This is a genomic window from Streptomyces sp. NPDC101776 (assembly GCF_044766845.1).
Classification (GTDB): domain Bacteria; phylum Actinomycetota; class Actinomycetes; order Streptomycetales; family Streptomycetaceae; genus Streptomyces.
Genome location: NZ_JBIWMV010000004.1, coordinates 448,602 through 461,121, shown reverse-complemented (window position 1 = coordinate 461,121; position 12,520 = coordinate 448,602). Strand labels below are relative to the sequence as shown.

Annotated in this window: 13 protein-coding genes; 5 read left to right on the top strand and 8 right to left on the bottom strand. The window is 71.9% G+C overall.

What is annotated here, in order from left to right; translation table 11 throughout:
• Positions 1-201: 201 nt before the first annotated feature.
• On the bottom strand, positions 202-900 hold the full coding sequence (locus tag ACIRRY_RS17385; RefSeq protein ID WP_403973136.1) for a type 1 glutamine amidotransferase domain-containing protein: 699 nt from the start codon (positions 898-900) through the stop codon (positions 202-204).
• Positions 901-1,185: 285 nt separating this feature from the next.
• On the opposite strand from ACIRRY_RS17385, the gene ACIRRY_RS17380 reads away from it, so the two are divergent.
• Positions 1,186-1,968 (top strand): hypothetical protein, encoded by a 783-nt coding sequence (locus ACIRRY_RS17380; protein ID WP_403973133.1) that lies wholly within the window; start codon positions 1,186-1,188, stop codon positions 1,966-1,968.
• A 97-nt stretch (positions 1,969-2,065) separates the two neighbouring features.
• Here ACIRRY_RS17380 and ACIRRY_RS17375 read toward each other — a convergent pair whose 3' ends face one another.
• The 3 genes from ACIRRY_RS17375 to ACIRRY_RS17365 all read right to left on the bottom strand — a co-directional run bounded on the left by ACIRRY_RS17375 (position 2,066) and on the right by ACIRRY_RS17365 (position 5,306).
• Positions 2,066-2,869, bottom strand: a complete 804-nt coding sequence (locus tag ACIRRY_RS17375) for a TIGR03943 family putative permease subunit (protein WP_403973623.1) — start codon at positions 2,867-2,869, stop codon at positions 2,066-2,068.
• Positions 2,866-3,822, bottom strand: a complete 957-nt coding sequence (locus tag ACIRRY_RS17370) for a permease (RefSeq protein WP_403973621.1) — start codon at positions 3,820-3,822, stop codon at positions 2,866-2,868. Before ACIRRY_RS17370 ends, ACIRRY_RS17375 begins: the two co-directional genes overlap by 4 nt.
• Positions 3,823-3,962: 140 nt before the next feature.
• Positions 3,963-5,306, bottom strand: a complete 1,344-nt coding sequence (locus ACIRRY_RS17365; protein WP_403973130.1) for a tetratricopeptide repeat protein — start codon at positions 5,304-5,306, stop codon at positions 3,963-3,965.
• 180 nt (positions 5,307-5,486) lie between these two features.
• On the opposite strand from ACIRRY_RS17365, the gene ACIRRY_RS17360 reads away from it, so the two are divergent.
• Both ACIRRY_RS17360 and ACIRRY_RS17355 read left to right on the top strand, forming a co-directional pair.
• Positions 5,487-5,804: a DUF6401 family natural product biosynthesis protein gene (locus tag ACIRRY_RS17360; RefSeq protein ID WP_403973128.1), complete on the top strand. Its 318-nt coding sequence runs from the start codon at positions 5,487-5,489 to the stop codon at positions 5,802-5,804.
• Positions 5,805-5,938: 134 nt separating this feature from the next.
• A complete protein-coding gene (locus ACIRRY_RS17355; RefSeq protein WP_403973125.1) occupies positions 5,939-6,085 on the top strand; it encodes a hypothetical protein in 147 nt (48 codons plus the stop codon).
• Between the two features lie 388 nt (positions 6,086-6,473).
• Here ACIRRY_RS17355 and ACIRRY_RS17350 read toward each other — a convergent pair whose 3' ends face one another.
• A complete protein-coding gene (locus tag ACIRRY_RS17350; RefSeq protein ID WP_403973122.1) occupies positions 6,474-7,286 on the bottom strand; it encodes a hypothetical protein in 813 nt (270 codons plus the stop codon).
• Positions 7,287-7,417: 131 nt separating this feature from the next.
• Here ACIRRY_RS17350 and ACIRRY_RS17345 point away from each other — a divergent pair, with 131 nt between their 5' ends.
• A complete protein-coding gene (locus tag ACIRRY_RS17345) occupies positions 7,418-8,668 on the top strand; it encodes an amidohydrolase (protein WP_403973120.1) in 1,251 nt (416 codons plus the stop codon).
• On the opposite strand, the gene ACIRRY_RS17340 is transcribed toward ACIRRY_RS17345, so the two are convergent.
• From ACIRRY_RS17340 to ACIRRY_RS17330, 3 genes are all read right to left on the bottom strand, one after another.
• On the bottom strand, positions 8,669-9,907 hold the full coding sequence (locus ACIRRY_RS17340) for a hypothetical protein (RefSeq protein WP_403973117.1): 1,239 nt from the start codon (positions 9,905-9,907) through the stop codon (positions 8,669-8,671).
• A gap of 85 nt (positions 9,908-9,992) precedes the next feature.
• Positions 9,993-11,201, bottom strand: a complete 1,209-nt coding sequence (locus ACIRRY_RS17335) for a PP2C family protein-serine/threonine phosphatase (protein WP_403973115.1) — start codon at positions 11,199-11,201, stop codon at positions 9,993-9,995.
• 5 nt (positions 11,202-11,206) lie between these two features.
• Positions 11,207-11,878, bottom strand: coding sequence for an NAD(P)-dependent oxidoreductase (locus ACIRRY_RS17330; RefSeq protein ID WP_403973112.1), 672 nt, complete (start codon positions 11,876-11,878; stop codon positions 11,207-11,209).
• Between the two features lie 125 nt (positions 11,879-12,003).
• Between ACIRRY_RS17330 and ACIRRY_RS17325 the strand changes: the two genes are divergently transcribed.
• On the top strand, positions 12,004-12,450 hold the full coding sequence (locus tag ACIRRY_RS17325; protein ID WP_403973109.1) for a hypothetical protein: 447 nt from the start codon (positions 12,004-12,006) through the stop codon (positions 12,448-12,450).
• The last annotated feature ends 70 nt before the right edge of the window (positions 12,451-12,520 follow it).

Below are 12,520 nucleotides of genomic sequence, written 5' to 3'. Positions count from 1 at the left end.
CCTTCGTGAGGGGACGGGGGAGACGACGTCAGCATGGGGGACGACCGAGGCGTATCACCTTGCTGAGCTGGGGTGTTCACCACTTCGGATGGAGCATGCACGGAATTTGTTTAGTGCGGCTGGCATGTGCCAATGGCCTGTTCTCTTCGCTCGGCCGTTCCCGTTCCCGCGCGCGTTCCCCTCACAACGGGTCGGGCCGCCTCAGTCCGCCAGCTTCTTGAGGAGTGCGTCCGCGACCGGTGCGGAGGACGCCGGGTTCTGGCCGGTGACGAGGTTGCCGTCGATCACGAGGAGCGGGGCCCACGGCTCGCCCTCCGTGAATTCGGCGCCGAGTTCCACGAGCCGGTCCTGGAGCAGCCACTTCACCTTGTCGGCGAGGCCGCCCTGGGTCTCCTCGGTGTTGGTGAACCCGGTGAGCCGCCGCCCGGCGAAGGCGTTCGTACCGTCCTCCCGGGTCGCGGCGAGCAGCGCGGCCGGCCCGTGGCAGACCACGCCGAGGGGCTTGCCGGAGTCGAGGGCCAGGGTGAGGAGCCGGCCGGAGTCGGCGTCCACGGCGAGGTCCTCCATCGGGCCGTGGCCGCCGGGGTAGTAGACGGCGGCGTAGTCGGCGAGGTCGACCTCGGTGAGCTTGACCGGGTGCAGGAACTCGGGGCTCGACGCGAGCACGTCCGCGACCCGGTCGGCGTTCTCCTGGCCGCCGTTGTAGTCGGCGGCGAGGCTGCCCCGGTCCACGGGCGGCACGACACCGCCGGGCGTGGCGACGACGACCTCGTGACCGGCCGCCTTGAATGCCTCGTACGGGGTGACGGCCTCCTCGGCCCAGTAGCCGGTGGGGTGTTGTGTGCCGTCGGCGAGGGTGAGGTGATCGGCGCCGGTCAGCACGAAGAGGATCTTCGACATGGGGGCTCGTCTCCAGGGATCGGATGGGGGGCAGGGGATCTCCTCGACAGTAGGCCGGGCGCGGACGGGCGGCCAATGCCGAATCGCGTTCCCGGTATCGGATTTCCGACGGCCCGCGGTGGGACCGCCGGTCACCCGGACGGCCCGGCGCGCTGGTGGGCGGGCGCGGGCGATGGTGCCGTGGGAGCGAGCACGCGGCGATTCCGCGTCCGGCACTCCGCCTGTCCGCACTCCGCCTGCCGCACTCCGCCTGCCGCACTCCGCCCGCCCCAGGAGGGACCCTCGATGACCCGTTCCCCGGCCCGTGTCCTGCTGCTCGCCTCGGCACTGTCGGCGGGCACCCTGCTGACCACGGTGGGCTGCGCGAACGAGGGCATCCTGCACGAGGTGACGACCGCGCCCTCCCCCTCGGCCGCGCGCACCCCCGCCGCCCACGCGTCCCCGGCCGCCGCCCCCGTCCTCACCCCCGCGCAGGCACAGGCCGCGCTGATCACGGACGCGGACCTGGGCGCCCCCTGGACCCCGACCCAGGGCACGGCGACCTGGCGCGACGGCCTCCTCAAGGCGCGGACCGCCCTCCCCGACTGCCAACGTCTCCTGGACGCCCTCTACGCCGACGAACTCCTCGGCACCCCCGCCGCCACCCAGGCGGTGACCGCCCTCGACGACACCGACGACGCGGCCCAACTCCGTTACCAGGTGGCCGCGTTCCCCCCGGCCGACGTGGACCGCACACTGGCCTGGCTGAAGACGCTCCCGGGGACCTGCGCGACCTTCACGGCGACGACGACCCGATCCGGCCCCCAGACGGTGACCGTCACGGAGGCGGCCCTCCCGAACGTCGGCGACGCCCGCGAGGGCCTCCACCTCACCTTCACCGGCACGACCCCCGAGGGCGACCCCTCCGTCCTCACCCTCGACACCGCCGCCGTCCGCATCGGCGACGACACCATCACCCTCACGAACGGCGGCCTGGCGACCGTGCCCCCGGCCGCCACCGGCCAGGCGCTGGAGGTCGGCGCGCAACGGCTGACGGAGGTACAGAAGCAGGGACGGGTGCAGATCTAGCGAACGGCTGTACCCGAAACGGGACTTCAGGCGTGGGCGGGTCGAGAAGGTGATCCGGTCCTCACTGCCGTCCGCCGTCGCTGCCGCCCTTGGCCAGTCACCGCTTGTCGTACGGGTCCGCCGGCTGCTTCACCTGCTTGACCGTGGTCGACTCCAGCACCGGGGGCCAGGCGGCGTCCGTGCCGAGCTTGCCCTTGGGGATCCAGGTGCCGGTGACCGTGACCCAGGTGTCGGTCTGGGGAGCGCCGTCGGCTTCGTCGCCCCGGATCTCGACCTTGCTGATCGTCGCGTCGGCCGCGCAGCAGGTGACCAGGAGGCGGGTGAGGTACCAGGTGCCGTCGGAGCCGTGGGTCACGAAGCCGGTCATGCGCAGGGTGCGGCCCCTGAGGGAGCGGGTGCTGTCGTAGATCGCGCGGGAGCTGTACTGGGCGACCGAGATGTCCAGCACCTTCCCGGCGGGCAGCGCGGGAAAGGTGCCCACACCCTGCGCCGCCCGCTGTGCCTCCTCGCGCGACGCGCTGTACGAGCCGAGCGCCGGGGGCGGGAAGAGGAGCAGGGCGAGCGCGGGGAGGGTCAGCAGCCAGGCGATCCGGGGGCCGCCGTGCGCGTGACCATGGGTATGGGAGTGGCTGTACTCCTCATCCTCCCCGTCCTCCCCGTCCTCCCCGTCCTCCCCGTGTTCCTTGTCCCCCTCGTGCTCCTCGTCCCCCTCGTGAGCCCCTTGCCGCATGCCCCTGACCGCCGCCACGAGGCCCAGCACGATCAGCAGCGAACCGGAGATCACCAGATACGGCCGCAACGCCGCCTGTACATACCGCAGATACAGCTCGCTGAAGAGCGAGATCCGCAGCACCGCCGCGCCCGTCAGCAGGAGCAGGACCGCCGAGCCGTAGCGCCTCACAGCAGCCACCACCCCACCAGCGTGCTGCTCACCACGGCCACCAGCCAGGTAGCCGAGGAGAAGCGGAAGGCGAAGGACCGGCCGAACGTGCCCGCCTGGAGGGCGATCAGTTTCAGGTCGACCATCGGGCCCACCACCATGAACGCCAGCTTCGCCGCCGGGGAGAAGCCGCTCAGCGAGGCCGCGACGAAGGCGTCCGCCTCGCTGCACACGCACAGGACCACCGCGAGGAGGGCCAGCAGGAGGAGGGACAGCCAGGACGAGCCCGTGAAGACGTCCAGGATCGAGCGCGGTACGGCGATGTTGAAGGTCGCCGCCGCTGCCGCGCCCAGGACCAGGAACCCGCCGGCGTGGAGGAAGTCGTGTTGCAGGCCGGCCACGAAGGCCTTCACGCCCACCGGCGACTGCGCGGTCCGCGTGCGCTTCGGGAGGCGGAGCCACTCCTCCTTGCCGAAGCGTGCCCACAGCCAGCCCATCACCACCGCCGTCGCGAGGGACGCGACCAGACGGCCCAGCACCATCCTCGGCTGGCCGGGGAAGGCGATCGAAGTGGCCACCAGGACAACCGGGTTGATCGCCGGGGCGGAGAGCAGGAACGCGAGGGCCGCGGCCGGGGCGACTCCCCGCCGCATCAGGCTGCTCGCCACCGGTACCGACGCGCACTCACACCCCGGGAGTACGACACCTGCCGCGCCCGCGATGGGGACGGCGAGGGCCTGGTTGCGGGGGAGGAGCCTGGTGAACACCCGCTCGGGGACGAAGGCGCCGATCGCCGCCGACACCACCGTGCCCAGGAGCAGGAAGGGAACGCCCTGGACCGCCACCGCCGTGAAGACCGTCCACCAGGCCGCCACGGCCGGGGTGTAGAGGTCGATCGCCAGCATGGGGCCGAGGACGGAGACGACCGTCGCGATGGCGATGAGGGCCGCGCCGCCGAGGACCGCGTAGACCATGGCGCGTACGGCCAGACGCAGGCCGTCGACCACAGTCCGTTCGTTCTGCACGCGCCTGTCTCATCCCGGTTCGTACGACTACGCCTCGTCACTCGTAGGTCGCACGGTAACCGGCGGCGCTGTGCGCCATCCCCGATTTGTCAAAGAGGAGGCTGTGCGGGCGCCGGGCCGAGCGTCGTGGTCCCGGGGGCCGTACGGTGCCCGAGGCCCGTGCGGTAGGCGTCGAGGGCGGCCTCCACCCGGCCGGTCCGGCGCAGCAGATCGCCGAGCATCCGGCACAGGTCGGCCAGGTCGCCGGCCGCGCCCGCCCGCTCCAGCAGGCTGAGGGCGCGGACGTAGTGCTCCTCGGCGGCGTCCGTGTCCCGGGCGTCCTCGGCGATGATGCCGAGGAGGCGGTGCGCGGCGGCGGAGTGCAGGGCGCCGCGCTCGGAGCTGAGGTCGCTGAGGACGTTGTGGAGGAGGGTGGCGGCCTCGTCGGACTTGCCGCGTTTGTGGAGTACGTCGGCCAGTTCGACGGCGACCTGACTGCTGTACAGCGCCGCGCGCTTCGCCGTCAGCATGTCCAGCGCCTGCCTCAACTCGACCTCGGCGCGCTCCAGTTCACCGTCCTGGGCGTAGACGTAGCCGCGCATCCAGTGGCAGTTGGCGAGTTCGGTGCGGAACTGGAGCTGCCGGTACAGCTCGGCGGCCTTCGCGAGCGAGGCGTCGGCCTCGGCGACCCGGCCCTCCGCTATCAGCGTCCGCGCGACCGAGCGGTGCATGCGCGCCAGCAGCGCCGGGTCCGCGACCTGCGGCGCGAGCGCGAGCGCCAGCTCCGCCGCCTGGGCCGCCCGCGCGTGCGCGCCCATGTCCATGTACGGGCCGATCGCGCTCGCGTAGAGCAGCAGCAGCGCGTCGGGGTCGTGCAGACCGCCGCGGTTCAGCTCGTCGAGGGTGGACTCCAACAGGTAGACGGCGTACCGGAGTTCACCGGTGAGGTAGTGCGCGACGGCACGGCCGCGCAGGGCGGGTACGCGGGCCGGGAGCGGTTCGTCGGCCAGCCGTCGCTCGGCGCGCTCGAAGTACAGGCGGGCGGCGGTGAGATCACCGGTGTCGAGCCCGCACTCGCCGAGCCCGAGCAGCGCCACGGCCTCCTCGTCGACCAGCCCGTACGACTCCGCCTCGGCGAGGAGGTCGGCGTACTGCTCGGCGGCCTCCTCCGACTCCCCTGTCGCCAGGGTGCGTTGGGCCTCGGTCAGATGCAGGCGCAGTTCGGTGGCGAGGCGGGCGGGGCGGCCGGTCGCCAACTCGTCGTAGGCGACGCCGAGTCGGTCGGCGAGGTGCCGCAGCGCGTCGTCGGAGGGGCGGACCCGGCCGGCCTCCAGGGTGGAGATGTACGCGGGCGTGTAGGCGGGCTCGGCCAACTGCCGCTGGGTGAGCCCACGTTCACGTCTCAGCTGCTGCACCCTGCGCCCGATGACTTCCGGGTCGTCCCGTCTCACCATGCGATTAATCATGCCAGTAAGCCGAGTTACGGACTGGTCGGTAACTCACTTACATGGGAGGCGAGTTGTTGAAGACCCCAGCGATCGATTACGGACTGTCGCCGAGTGTCACCACTGCGTGGCACACCGGTGACGGGTATCACGTAACTCCCCCGCACCCGCCTGTCGTATGGTGAAGAAATGTCCCCTTTGGCCAAGATCAGCAGCGCGTACGGACCCCGCTTCGCGGAGTTCGCCTTCGAGCCTGCCTTCACGGCCGCGGTGGACCAGCACGTCGCCGAGCTGCGGGAACGTCTCTCGGCGGGCGGCCCGGAGCTGCTGCCCCCGCCCCCGGACCACGCCGATCTCACGGACTACGCGCTCGGCTTCCTGGACGCGCTCGCGGAGCTGGACTGGCGGGAGCCGGTCGGGCACGACTACGCGGTGTGCAGGCTGACCGCCATCAGCTGGCTGGTGCACCGCCACGGACTGCTGCCCGAGCAGCGCCGGGGTGACTGAAAAAGGGTTTCCGATGGCTCAACTCGCCCTGAAGCCCTTCCCGTTGCGGGCTCCAACCCCTTAAGTTAGGCACGCATTAAGCGTGCTTAACTCGTTGCTGTCGTTGCCGCTGTCACTGTCGTTGCGAGGTTGGTATGTCCGCGCGTTACGTCAGAGGATTCTGCGCCGCCGTCATCGCCGTAGCCGCCCTGATCGGAGCGGCGGCGGCAAGCCCGGCCAAGGCGGCGGACCGCCTGCCGGCATCTCACCCGGTCGGAAACGCCGTGTCCGCGCACAAGTAGAGCGGCAGCGCGCCGGTCTCGACCTTCCACACCCCCAGGTCGGTCGCGATGGTGACGGCGTTCCCGTACGGCAGGCGCAGACGGTTCTCGTACTCCGGGGAACCACGCCGCCCGCCGACCTGCCACTGGTACGTCCATGTGCCATCACGCGGGTCGACGATGTGGCCCAGTGATACGCCGGTCGGGGGGGGGGGCCCCCCGGGGCGGGGGGGGGGGGGGGGGCGGCGGGGGGGGGGGGGGGGGGGGGCCCGGGGGGGGGGGGGGGGCGCCCCCCCCCGGCGCGGGGCCCCCACGCCTCCGATCGTCATCGCCGGGGAGTTGATGCGGCAGTCCCGCCCCCGACCCGAATCAACTCCGGAGCACGGCTCCCACCTGCGATTGCGTCACCTCACATGCCGGACGACCCAGGCATGTCGTCACCCCGCGCGTCCATCCCCAGGTCCGTCCGCTCGCGCACCGGCTGGTTGGTCATCGCGTCCTCGCGGCCCGCCTGGTACGCGGTGAGGCTGCCCTTCGCGTTGGTGGTCTCGCGCTCCGCCGCCATCAGCACCCGCTCCATGCGCTGCCGCATCGGGGCGATCATGCCGCCGCCGACACCGACGATCAGGATGCCGGCCGCGGTCGCGAGGGCGGCGTAGAGCACCGGCTGGGTGACCGAGGTGGCGATGCCCGCCTGACCGAGCGCGGCGATCACGCCCAGCGCGACGATGCAGGCCCAGACGATCGTCGCGAGCATCCGGCCGTACGACATCGACGACAGGGCGCTGCCGACGATCCCGCGGACCGCGTTGGCGATGGCCATCGCGACGACGACCAGGACCACCGCGACGATGCCGCGCGGGAGCCAGGCGACGATGCCGTTGATCATCGTGCTGACCGGGTTGGAGCCGAAGACGCCGAGCGCGAGCTGGAGGGTGATCAGCATCAGCGCGTAGTAGACGATCTTGCAGACGATGCCGGTCATGTCGTACTTGGAGTCCCGCAAGTACCGTTCCGTACCGGCCCGTTCGGAGAGTCTCTCCGAGCCGACCTTGCGCAGCACCCGGTCCAGGACCCGGGCGATCATCTTCGACACGAACCAGCCGATGGCCAGGATGACCAGGAACCCGACGAGCTTGGGCACGAACTGCGCGACCTTCGACCAGGCGTCGTTCAGCCCCTGGGTGAAGTTGATGGCGAGGGTGGCTTCGGGGACTGCCATGGCGGCACTTCCTTCGGTGGGTACATCGCTGGGTAGTTCGCTGGGTACTGCCGGCCCCCTCCTCTGTGGATAGCAGTGACACTCGGCCAGGACCGTGGTGGAGACACCCATACGAGTGACAGGCTGCCCTCGTGACCTCTTCCGTTTCCGCCGCCGCGCGCACCGCACTGGACCTCACCGCCGACCTCCCGGTCCCCGGCCTGGAGGACTTCTACCGGGACCTGCACCGCCACCCCGAACTGTCCGGACGCGAACACCGCACGGCCGCGAAGCTCGCCGAACGGCTCACCAAGGCGGGCTACGACACCGTCGAGGGCATCGGCGGCACCGGTGTCACCGGGGTGCTCCGCAACGGCGACGGCCCGACCGTGCTGCTGCGCGCCGACATGGACGCGCTGCCGGTGCCGGAGGACACGGGACTGTCGTACGCCTCGACCGTCGACGGTGTGATGCACGCCTGCGGGCACGACCTGCACGTGACCTGGCTGACCGGTGCCGCGCAGGCGCTGGCCGCCGGGCGGGACACCTGGTCGGGGACGCTGGTACTGGTGGGCCAGCCCGCGGAGGAGACCGGCGAGGGCGCGGCGGCGATGGTGGCCGACGGCCTGTACGAGCGTGTCCCGCGCCCGGACGCGCTGCTCGCCCAGCACGCGGCACCCGGCCCGGCCGGCTTCTACCCGCACTCACCGGGCCTGATCATGTCGGCCACGACCGACATCGAGATCGTCATCCACGGCCGCGGCGGCCACGGTTCGCGCCCCGAGACGACGGTCGACCCGGTCGTCACCGCCGCCTACCTCGTCACCCGGCTACAGACGGTCGTCTCCCGGGAGATCGCCGCCCGCGAGTCCGCCGTCCTCACCGTGGGCCGCATCGAGGCCGGCACCCGGCACAACATCATCCCGACCACCGCCCGCCTGCTGCTCAACCTGCGCACCCAGTCCACCGACGTACGGGACCGGATGATCGCCGCGATCCGCCGTATCGCGGCCGGCGAGTGCCTCGCCGCGGGATGCCCGACCGAGCCCGAGATCACGGTCGGCAACAGCTTCCCCATGACGGTCAACGACGCCGACACCGATCACCGGATCGCCGCGGTCCACACCGAGGTCCTCGGCCAGGGCACGGTCTTCGACCCCGGTCCCGCGATGGGCAGCGAGGACTTTCCCCACCTGGTCCCGGACGGGGTGCCGTACTCCTACTGGTTCGTGACGAGCACCCCGGCGGACGTGTGGGACGCGGCGCCCGGCACGGACCTGATGGAGAAGTTCCTCGCCGTCCCCAGCAACCACAGCCCGCAGTTCGCACCGGATCTGGTGACGGTGACGCCGGGTGTACGGACCCTGGTGTCCGGCGCGTTGGAGATCCTGACGGTGAACTGACTAGCCCATCAACTGGAGTTGGACCAGGTGCTGCTGTACGTGGTCCAGGGCTCCCGCGCGGCGCCCTGGCACCCGGCTCCTCAACTCGGCCAGCTCGGGCCCCAGTTCACGAGCGCGGGCCGGTTCGTGGATCTGCCCCCACTGATGGTGGGCACGGTCCACGGCCGCCTCGACAGCGGACGCGTCGGCCGCCTGTCCCGCCGCCAGCCGCGCCCCCGCCACCACGAGCCAGCCCCGACAACTCCGCACCGGATCCCCGGCCAACATCGCGAGATCGGCCCGCACTTCGGTCCAGTGCAGCGCCTCCTCCGAACCCCGCCCATGTGCCCGTACGGCGGCTTGTTCGTGCTCGGCGGCGAGGGCATCGGCGTCGGAGTGACGTCCCGCTTGGACGGCCTCCGTGATGACACCGTGAGGGTCACCAGCTTCCTCACGCAGATCGGCAGCTTCCTCACGCGGGCCGGCAGCTTTCTCACCCAGGCCGGCAATATCCAGCCCGTCTGGGGGTCCCCCCTCTGGGGGAGTTTGAGGACGAGGCCCCTTCAGGGCCGACGGGGGTCTGGGGGCGAAGCCCCCAGGAACGCCCGCACCCACTCCCGCGCCGACATCAACTCCCGGCGCGGACAGGACGACATCCGCATACCCCTCCGCCCCCAGCCTCTCCAACGCCAGCTCATGCAACTGCTCAACCGCCGGACGGCTCCCGCTGCGCAAGATCGTCGCGACCGCCTTCATATACCCCGGCACAGCCACCACCCGTCGCCCAGGAGGCGGCGCGATGCGACCGTAAACGGCGTTCGTACGCCCCGAGTCGAGCGGACGATCCCGCAGCCACTGCCAGGTCTCCGCATCGGTGTGCAGATCGAGCAGCAAGGTCGTCGTCCCCGGCGCCCGCAACCGCAGTTCCTCCCGGACCCACGCCCACGGAAACGCGGTGTACCGAACGGTCGCCGGCGTCGTACGCGCCAGCGCAAGATGCGGAAGCCGCTGCTTCCGGTCGAGTTGGAGCTGCCCGGTGACGAACACGGTCAACGGCCCCGGCGCCGTCGCGGCGGCCCGCAACCGGGTCAGCACGGCCTGCGGCTCCAACGGGTCGGCGAGTTCGACAACGTTGGCGGTGTCGGTACCGGACAGCACGGCGGGGTCGACGGCCGCGAGCACGGGAAGGACGGAGGCCGCGTCCACCAGTCGCCCCTTGCCGACCGGCGAGGCCGCGAGCAGCAGCACCGTTCCAGGCATGCGCCCTCCCCCGAACCATCGATCACCTACGTACGTACCCAGCACCGTAACCTCTGCCGAACCTCTGCTGGAGCAAAGGGTGATGTCAGGACCGCCGTACCGCGAAGATCGTGGTGTCGTCGGCGAGATGTCCGCCGCTGTGGCGCAGGGTGCCGTCCCGGACGTAGGCGACGAGCCGGTCCGGTTCGGCGAGGGACGGGTCGGCCAGGACCCCTTCGGTGACACGGGACTTGAGCGGGTAGAAGACGCCCGCCCCGTCCCGCGCCTCCGTCACCCCGTCGGTGACGACGAGGAGGGTCTCACCGGGGGCGAGGGTGATCCGGAGGGTCGGCGGCGGCCCGTCCATGTGCGCCAACTCGCCCAGCCCCAGCGGGAGTCCGTGCCCGGGCGGCAGCGACCGTACCCCAAGTGGGCCGACCACCCAGGGCGGTTCGTGACCGAAGTTGACGACCTCGACGGTGTCCGGCTCGGCGACGGGAAAGCTCAGCAGGACGGCGGTGGCGAACCGGTCGATACGGTCGTCGTCCTCCTGACCGAGCGCGGCGAGATGCAGCCCGTGCCGGTGGATCCGGATCTCCAGCCGCGCGGCGACCGTGGCGAGTTCGCGCTCGTGGTATCCCGCCTCACGGAACGTGCCGAGCAGCGCCGCCGCCGCCTCCACCGCGCCGAGGCCCTTGCCCTGGACGTCACCGACGAGGGCGCGGGTGCCGTGCGGGCCGGGCTGGATGTCGTAGAAGTCGCCGCCGACGCGGGCGACGGCGTCCGCGGCGAGATAGACGGCCGCGTGGTCGAGGCCGCCCCAGCCCGGCGGCAGCGGGCGCAGCAGGGTGCGCCGGGTGGTCTCGGCGACGTCCCGCATGTGCAGCATGCGGCGTTCGCCGCGGACCCGGACCGCGCAGGCCAGGACGGCGAGGACACCGCCCATGCCGACGAGGATGAAGTCGGGCAGACCGGTCTGGTACTGGCGCGGCCAGGCGTGGTCGGCGATCGCGTAGGTGGCCGTGCAGAGCGCGGCGAACACGGCCGTGCCCCGCACCCCGCAGATCGCCGCGGCGATACCGGGCACGAGCACGATCCAGGAGACGGTCCGAAACTCCCCGCCGGTGTACCAGTCGACCAGCAGGATGGTGACGAGCACCAGCAGCGGCGGCACCCAGGCGACACTGCGCCCGCGCACCCGCAGCAGATGCTGGCGGCGCAGCGCGTCGGGGTCCCGGGCGCGGGGCAGCCCGTCGTCGAGCGGGGGGCGCCAGAAGGCGCCGTAGCGCACCGGTCTGTGTCCGCGGGCGCTCACGACGGTCAGTACGCGGCCGACATCCGGCCGCGCGGGTGGGCGTGCCGCTCCAGTTCGTCGACGAAGGCGACCGCGTAGTCCTCGGCGCTGATGAGACTGCGGCCCTGGTCGTCGGTCATGAGCTGGTCCCCGCCGACGCGGAAGCGGCCGGTGCGGGTGCCGGGGGCGATCTCGGCGGCAGGGGAGACATAGGTCCAGTCGAGGTCGTCGAGGCCGCGGTAGTAGGCGAGGACGGCGCGGTGGGCGTGGGCTTCGGGGAGGTAGGCCTCGGGGAAGCCGGGCTGGTCGCTGAGCGCCTGGCCGGGGGCGACCTCCAGGCCGCCGGCGCCGCCGACGACGAGGAGCCGCCCGACGCCGGCCGCGCGGACGCCCGCGACGAGCGCCTCGTTCAGGGCGAGGAAGGGGCCGCTCGGATCGCTGCCTCCCCCGGTCTCGGCTTCGCTCGACCGGGGGGACCCCCATCGGGGCGGTACGCACGCGGAGGCGACCGCGTCGGCGCCGCGCGCCACCTCCACGACCTTCTCCGGGTCCGAGGCGTCGGCCGCCGTGGCGGTGACCCCGGGGACCGGTGACTGGCCGGAGCGGCTGACCGCCAGGACCTGGTGTCCGCGGGCCGAGGCCTCCGTCGCGATCCGGCTGCCGACCATGCCGGTGGCGCCGAAGAGTACGAGCTTCATGCGCCCCAGCGAAACATGGGGCAACCGAGGCCGCACCCCGACTTGCCACCGCCTGTCCCGGGGTGTGCATTGGTAGACGGGGGCGGAAAAATCGGTAGACGGGGGCGAGAGAGAGGAGTGCTCTCATGGCTCACGCGGCACCCACGCCCGGCTCCGGCGGATTCACTGCCCCGAGCGGCCTTCCCGACATCTTCGACACCCGCGTCCACCGCGTCGCGAAGGTGGCGATCCCGGTCGTCCTGGGGCTCGTCTACGGCTACTGGGCGGCCGCCAACCGTCGCAGCGGCGGACCCGTCACGGGCTGGAACATCCTGTTCGGCTTTGTGACGGCGCTCGCGTTCGTCGTGCTGTGCCTGGCGGTGGCGCGGTTCGCGCCGCTGCTGAAGCGCGAACTGCACTCGCTGGTCAAGTCCGGCTTCGCGGGCGCCTCGCTGGGCTTCCTGTACAGCCAGACCGGCGAGAGCGTGCTGCGCTCCACGGCCATCGGACTCGCGACCACGGCGGGCGTCTTCCTGGTGTTCTTCTACCGCTACTACACGCGCGAGGACGGAGAGGGCAACCGCATCCGCTGACGCCGTACGGCGGATGGACGGCACAAGGGCGTGGGCCCCGGCACCGAGTTGGTGCCGGGGCCCACGCCCT

Bases quoted from the DNA above. Each gene is read 5' to 3' on its own strand.
- ACIRRY_RS17325 (WP_403973109.1), top strand. From the start codon at position 12,004: ATGGCTCACGCGGCACCCACGCCCGGCTCCGGCGGATTCACTGCCCCG.
- ACIRRY_RS17360 (WP_403973128.1), top strand. From the start codon at position 5,487: ATGTCCCCTTTGGCCAAGATCAGCAGCGCGTACGGACCCCGCTTCGCG.
- ACIRRY_RS17340 (WP_403973117.1), bottom strand. From the start codon at position 9,907: ATGCCTGGAACGGTGCTGCTGCTCGCGGCCTCGCCGGTCGGCAAGGGG.
- ACIRRY_RS17370 (WP_403973621.1), bottom strand. From the start codon at position 3,822: ATGGTCTACGCGGTCCTCGGCGGCGCGGCCCTCATCGCCATCGCGACG.
- ACIRRY_RS17330 (WP_403973112.1), bottom strand. From the start codon at position 11,878: ATGAAGCTCGTACTCTTCGGCGCCACCGGCATGGTCGGCAGCCGGATC.
- ACIRRY_RS17350 (WP_403973122.1), bottom strand. From the start codon at position 7,286: ATGGCAGTCCCCGAAGCCACCCTCGCCATCAACTTCACCCAGGGGCTG.
- ACIRRY_RS17355 (WP_403973125.1), top strand. From the start codon at position 5,939: ATGTCCGCGCGTTACGTCAGAGGATTCTGCGCCGCCGTCATCGCCGTA.
- ACIRRY_RS17385 (WP_403973136.1), bottom strand. From the start codon at position 900: ATGTCGAAGATCCTCTTCGTGCTGACCGGCGCCGATCACCTCACCCTC.
- ACIRRY_RS17380 (WP_403973133.1), top strand. From the start codon at position 1,186: ATGACCCGTTCCCCGGCCCGTGTCCTGCTGCTCGCCTCGGCACTGTCG.
- ACIRRY_RS17365 (WP_403973130.1), bottom strand. From the start codon at position 5,306: ATGGTGAGACGGGACGACCCGGAAGTCATCGGGCGCAGGGTGCAGCAG.